This window comes from Actinoplanes utahensis, assembly GCF_016862455.1.
GTDB classification, from domain to species: Bacteria; Actinomycetota; Actinomycetes; order Mycobacteriales; family Micromonosporaceae; genus Actinoplanes; species Actinoplanes utahensis.
Window position 1 is genome coordinate 22,987 of record NZ_BOMZ01000006.1, and the last position, 6,422, is coordinate 29,408.

3 protein-coding genes are annotated in these 6,422 nt (G+C 71.6%); 2 read left to right on the plus strand and 1 reads right to left on the minus strand.

Translation table 11 applies throughout. From position 1 onward, the window contains the following. Positions 1–2 precede the first annotated feature (2 nt). A complete protein-coding gene (locus tag Aut01nite_RS01930) occupies positions 3–575 on the minus strand; it encodes an FKBP-type peptidyl-prolyl cis-trans isomerase (RefSeq protein ID WP_043532366.1) in 573 nt (190 codons plus the stop codon). Between the two features lie 206 nt (positions 576–781). Here Aut01nite_RS01930 and Aut01nite_RS01935 point away from each other — a divergent pair, with 206 nt between their 5' ends. Together Aut01nite_RS01935 and Aut01nite_RS01940 are read left to right on the plus strand one after the other, a co-directional pair. Next, positions 782–1,534 (plus strand): hypothetical protein, encoded by a 753-nt coding sequence (locus tag Aut01nite_RS01935; RefSeq protein ID WP_152629091.1) that lies wholly within the window; start codon positions 782–784, stop codon positions 1,532–1,534. Positions 1,535–1,615: 81 nt separating this feature from the next. Then, a partial coding sequence (locus Aut01nite_RS01940) for an MMPL family transporter (RefSeq protein WP_204037405.1) occupies positions 1,616–6,422 on the plus strand: 4,807 nt, incomplete at its 3' end.

A 6,422-nucleotide genomic window follows, 5' to 3' on the forward strand; every position in this document is an offset into this window, starting at 1 on the left:
TCCTACTCGGCGGAGAGGATGTCGACCACGAAGCGCAGGTCGCCCTTGGAGGGGCCGTAGGCGAGGTCCTGCGGCACGTCCAGCTGAATCCGGCTGCCCACCTTCTGCCCCGGGATGCCCTTGTCCCAGCCCTGGATGAGCTGGCCGGTGCCGATCTGGAAGCTGATCGGGGTGGACTTGCCGTCCTGCCACGACGAGTCGAGGACCTCGCCGGAGGTGTGACCCCACAGTTTGTAGTTGACGCTGATCGTCTGGCCGGCCTTGACGACCTCGCCGGTGCCCGGCACCAACTCCTTGATCACCAGCTCGCTGAGGGTGCCGGTGCCCTTGACGACCTCGGGTTCCTGGCTGAGGCCGGTCGCGGCGGCGGCGGCCGAACTGCCCGCCGGGGCAGCCTGCGAGGTGGCGGCGGCCGCGGCCTGGGCCGCCGGGGAGGCCTGCGAGGTGACCGTGGGCTCGTCGCCGTCGCGGACCACGAAGAAGACGATCACCAGCACCACGAAGACGAGCGCGCCGCTGAGCACCCCCGCGATGGCCTGGCCCCGCTTGCCGGTGGACTTGGTCTTGTCGCTCATGCGTCGCACTCCTGGTCAGCCGAGTCGGGAACTTCGGACACGCTACTCGCAGGTGGTAGCAATCCGGCGCGGAACCTCCCCCGAATCGCCGATGCGGATGATCAACCGTACGTCCCCCAGCGGCCTCCCCCTCTTCACCGGCGGGAGCCAGGATGAGATCGTTTAGCGCTCCGCCCCGCCACTGCCGATCTGGAGGATCCTTGCTCTTGCGTCGCTGGCGGGAATTCCTGGAACCGGCCGTGGTGATCCTCGCCGGCGTGCTGGCCGTCGTCATGTTCGGCGTCGTCCTGTACTCCCGTGGCCGGGCCGCCGAGCCCGCGCGGAGCGCGCCGCCCGCCGTCGTCCCGCCCAGTCCACCGGCCCAGATCCCGATCCCGCTGCCCAGCCTCACCCCGTCGCCGTCGTTCGCGCCGATCGACTCGATCACCATCGAGCGGGTGCCGGTCCCGGACACCGTCGACCTGGACGCCGAGGGCACCATCGACTGGGTGCACTGGGGCGAGAACGGCCGGTTCTCCCTGGAACGCGACGCGGACGGCGGATTCGCGATCCTCGAAGGCACCCCGTCGCTGCCGCGCAACCGGCACACCGCCAGCCCGCAACGGTTCAACTGGACCGGCGGCGCGCCCCTGGCCCGGGCGTCCGGCGTCACCAGCGGGGTGAGCACCTGCGGCAAGGGCAACGGCTTCACCGTGTCGGCGCCGGCCGGGACCGACAGCAGCACCCTCACCGTGTACGTCGGCGCGACCGCCGCCCGCGGCGACCTGCACATCGAGCTCTCCACGGGCAAGGAGTTCGACAGTTCGTGGGAGGTGCGGGACACATCGATGGCGACATCGGCCTATGTCATCTCGTATCAGGCTTCGCGAACTGGCAAGATCTCCGTCGAGTGGATCACCGGCGCATCCTTCGACGCGAAGTGCGGCGGCGTCGCCCTGCAGGCCGCCACCTTGAGCTGACCTGCTCGACCTTCACGAACCGGAAAGGGGAACCCTGTGTTCGCGGGCTGGGGATCGCGGGTCGCCCGCCTCAGATGGCCGGTGCTCATCGTCGCTCTCGTCGCGGTGATCGGCTCCGGGATCTGGGGTCTCGGCGTTTTCGGGCAGCTCACCGAGGGTGGGTTCACCGACCCGGGAAGCGAGTCGGCCCGAGCCGCCGACATGGTCGCCACGGCGACCGGTGGACAGGGCGGCGACGTCATCGCGATCTACACCCCGGAGCGGGGGGACATCGACGACGCCGAGCTCGGCAAACGGATCACCGAGCGGCTGGCGGCCCTGCCGGCGTCGGCGGTCGCCGGGCACACCTCGTACTGGGAGGCCAAGGGCGCCGCCGATCTCGCCGCCGCCGACAAGAGCAGCGCCATCGCGGTGGTCACCCTCGCCGGCGCCGACGACGCGGCCAAGATGGAGGCGTACGCCGACGTCGAGGACGCGTTCACCGTCGCCGGGGCCCGGGTCGAACTGGCCGGCGGCATCCCGCTCAATCACGCGTCGTCGCAGCGCTCCACCGACGACCTGGCCTTCGCCGAGATGGTGTCGCTGCCGATCGTGCTGATCCTGCTGCTGATCATCTTCGGGTCGCTGGTGGCCGCGTCACTGCCGGTCCTGGTCGGTGGCTGCGCCGTGCTCGGCTCCCTCGGCGTGCTGCACCTGATCGCGCTCAACCACGAGGTCAACTCGTTCGCGGTCAACGTGGCCAGCCTGCTCGGGCTCGGCATGGCGATCGACTACGGCCTGTTCATGGTCGGGCGGTTCCGCGAGGAACAGGCAGTCCACGACACGGCCGACGCGGTGCGGCGCACCGTCGCCACCGCCGGGCGGACCGTCGTGTTCTCGGCGACGCTGCTGATGACGGCGCTCGCCGGGCTGCTGCTGTTCCCGCAGGGCTTCCTCAAATCGCTGGCGTACGGGGGCCTCGCGGCCGTCTTCCTCGCCATGCTGCTGTCGATGACCCTGCTGCCGGCGCTGCTGGCGGTGCTCGGGCCGCGCGTCGACCTGATCCCGGTGCGGCTGCCGTTCTCCCGGGCCCGGGGCACCGGTGGGTGGGAACGGCTCGCGGGATGGGTGCTGCGCAGGCCGGTGCTGGTGGCCGTACCCATCCTCGCGGCCCTTCTGGTCCTGGCCCTGCCGATCATGGACACCCGGTTCGGGGAGAACGACGAACGGCAACTGCCCGCCGGAGATCCCTCGCGGGTCGCGGTGGAGACCCTCGAAGCCGACTACCCGCAGTTCGCGTCGGACGGCGTGCAGATCGTGGTCCGCCCCGCGGCGGAGGCGGACGCCGTCGTGTCCGCGGCCGGCGCGGTCCCCGGCGTCGAGGCCGTCGCCCGTACCGGCGGCGGCGAGGAAGTCGCCGTCCTCACCGCGGATCTCACCGGCGGCGACCCGTTCAGCGACGAGGCCCGCGACGCCGTCGAGGCGCTGCGAGCCCTGCCCGCCCCCGCGAACACCGAGGTGCTCGTCGGCGGCGTCACCGCCCGCAACATCGACAGCCTGGAGGCGATCGGCGCCGAACTGCCGCTCATGATCGGGCTGCTGATCGGGGCGACCCTGGTGCTGATGTTCCTGGCGTTCGGCTCCATCCTGCTGCCGATCAAGGCCGTGGTGATGAGCGCGCTCAGCCTGTGCGCCACCTTCGGCGTCCTGGTGTGGATCTTCCAGGAGGGGAACGGGGCGTCCCTGCTCGACGTGACACCCACCCCGCTGGAAGCCGGAATCGTCGTGCTGATGGCCGCCGTCGTGTTCGGGCTGTCCACCGACTACGAGGTGTTCCTGCTGTCCCGAATGGTCGAGGCCCGCATCCGCGGCGCGTCCACGACCGAGGCGGTGACCATCGGTCTCACCCGTACCGGCCGGGTCATCAGCGCCGCCGCGCTCCTGCTCATCGTCGTGACCGGCGCGTTCTCGCTGTCCTCGGTGACGACCATGCGCTTCATCGGCGTCGGCATGATCATCGCGCTGGTGCTGGACGCGACGGTCGTGCGGGTGCTGCTCGTGCCCGCCGTGCTGCGGCTGCTCGGCGACGCGTCCTGGTGGGCGCCCGGACCGCTGCGCCGGCTGCAGGAGAAGGCCGGCCTCGCCGAATACGCGGGCGAGGAGCCGTCCGGGCGGCACGCGTGGCGGCCCGCCCCCGACGACACGGCCGTCCTCGACGGAACCCTGCTCAACCGGGCCCTGCCGGCGGCGCCGGCGAAACACGCGCTGCCCTCCGGGAGCGACAACGTGGGCGGGGTCGTCCTCGACTACGAGGAGTTCATCGCCTACCTCGCCGACAAGGAATCCGAGGGGGCCCATGCCGGCGATCTGCTGACGGGCCGATCAGATCCCTTCCGCGGTACGCCCACCGAAGCCGGCCCCGACCTCCCCTCCTCGGCCCCGGCCTCCCCTGTCCCGGCCTCCCCTGTCCCGGACGCTCAGGTCCCGGCCTCTCCCGTCTCAGTGTCCCCGGCGGTGGACTCCCCGGCCCCGGATTCCCCCGCCCTGCCGGTCTCCTCCGCACCCTCCGCGGACGCCGGCTCCTCCGCTACCGCGCCCTTCTCTCCGGGCGCGGTAGCCTCCTCGCCGTCGGAGTCCGCCCTCTCCACCTCGGGGTCCACTCCGTCGCCGGATCCGCTGACGGCTTCGGACCCCGCTCTCCCGTCGGGCCTGCCCTCCGCAGCCTCCACACCGTCGTCGCCGGACTCCTTCGCGGCCACGGACGCCGACTCGCGGTCCATTCCGTCCTCGGAGCCGGCCCCTGCCCCGGAGGTCCCCGCAGCCTCCGATTCGCCGTCGGATGCCTTCCCGAGCACGGATGCCACCTCTTGGTCCACCCCCTCCTCGGAGCTCTCCCGAGCCCCGGGAGCCTCCCCGGCCTCCGCTTCGTCGTCGGAGTCCGTGCCGGTGCCGGGCTCCACCTCCGGCTCGTCGTCCTCATCGTTCTCGTCGTCCTCTGCCTCCTCGCTGGCCTCAGGGCCCTCGGATTCCTCCTTGTCTTCGGCATCCTTGCCCTCCTCTTCTCAGGACGGCAGCCAGAATCTCGGAGCGGACGGATCCACCACCAACGCCGACATAAAGTCTGAAACCGGAGCATTCCCCAAGATCGTCGTCGCGCCGGAGATCATCGTCGGCCCGGAGGCGACCGCATATCCGAGAAGCGCCGCCGATCCGACGATCTCCGCGGATCAGGACGCCACCGAAGATCACGATCCGGTGATCGACACGGACCTGGCAAGTACCACGGACCCGCTGACCGGAACTTCCCTCGGGACCGAAGCGATCTCCAGCGCGGCGACGGACACCGACCCCGTCCCGGAGTCGGAATCCACCGACGCCGAGGTGATCTGGGCCGAAATCGAGGCCCGGGTGAACGCCCCGGAACCCACCGAACCCGAAGTCCTCTGGGCCGAGATCGAGGCCAGCCTGGCCGTCGGCACACCCGTCGACAACCGCGACTCCCCGGATGCGTCCACCACCCGCACTCCCCACCTGCCCGGCGACGACGCCGAGGAGTCCGACCCGGCGGCCCCCCGGATCCTCGACCTGCCCGGCCCGGAACAACCCGATCCGGCAGCCACCCAGGTCCTCCACCTGCCCGGCGACAACACCGAGCAGCCCGACCTCGCCGTCACCCAGACCCTGCACCTGCCCGGCGATGAGCCCGCCCCAACCGGAACCCCAGACCTCCACGCACCTGCCCCAGCCGGAACCCAAGACCTCCACCTGCCAGGCCCGACCGGAACCCCAGACCCCCACCTGTCTGGCCCGGCCGGAACCCGAGGTCTCCACCTGCCCGGCACCGAACCCTCCGCGACCGGGACCCCAGGTCTCCACCCGCCGGGTACCGACGCCGAGCAGCCCGGCCCAGCCGCCGCCAAGGGCCGCCACTCGCACGGAGGCGTCGAAGCGAAGCTGGATCCGGCGGCCACGCACGTCCTTCACCTGCCAGGCGAGACCACTGACGATCCGGACCCGGCTGCCGCCCGCGCGCCTCAAGCGTCTGACGACAAGGCGCAGCAGTCCGATCCGGCTGCCACGCAGGTGCTCCGCCTGCCGCCGGAAACCCCCGCCGAGCCGCTTGCCACTCCAGCAGCCGAATCGGCATCGGCGGACCTCCCGTGGGAGTCCGCCGGGAACGCGGCGGTCCCCGAGGCCGCGACAACCGCTGCGCCGGACAGCATCGGCACCGGCGACGTGCTCTCCTCCGACGGCACCCGTGTCCCCGACGCTTCCGCTGCCGAGGAGACCGCAGGTTCAGGCCCTGTTCCGGCTCCTCTCCCCGCCGAGAGCGACGAGGTCGCCCCGGCTCAGGAGTCCAGCGTCCTCGCTTCCACCAGCACTCCCGATTCCGTCGACACCCTCGCCACCACCGGCGATCTCGCCCCCACCGACGGCTTCCCCGCCACCACCGGCGATCTCGCCTCCACCGAGCGCCTCCCCGCTGCCAACGCTTCCGATTCCACCGACGGCATCCCTGCCCCCGCAGCCCTCGAACCCGCCAGCACCCTCCCTGCCGGCGAGGTTTCCAGCTCCGCCGGGGCTTCTGGCTCCAGCGAGGCTTCCGGCCCTATCAAGGCTTCCGGATCCATCGGCGGTCTCGCTGCCACCAGCGAGGACGTGAAGAATCCGGAGGAGCCGGCCACCGGCGCCCTCGGAACGCCGGCCTTCACCGAGCCTGTCCCGCCCCTTCCCCCAGAGGTGTTCGCCTGGCGATCCGATCCCCGGCTCGCCGACCTCACGTCTCCGGCCCCCAGCTCGTTCAACTGGCTCGACCGCGCCACCCCTGAACAGCCCGCCGCTGCCGCGACCACCCCGAACACCCCCTCCCCCGCGGGTTCGACCAGCCCGCTTCCCGCTGCATCGGATT

Coding starts and splice junctions, on each gene's coding strand:
- Aut01nite_RS01930 (WP_043532366.1), bottom strand. CDS start 575: ATGAGCGACAAGACCAAGTCCACCGGCAAGCGGGGCCAGGCCATCGCG.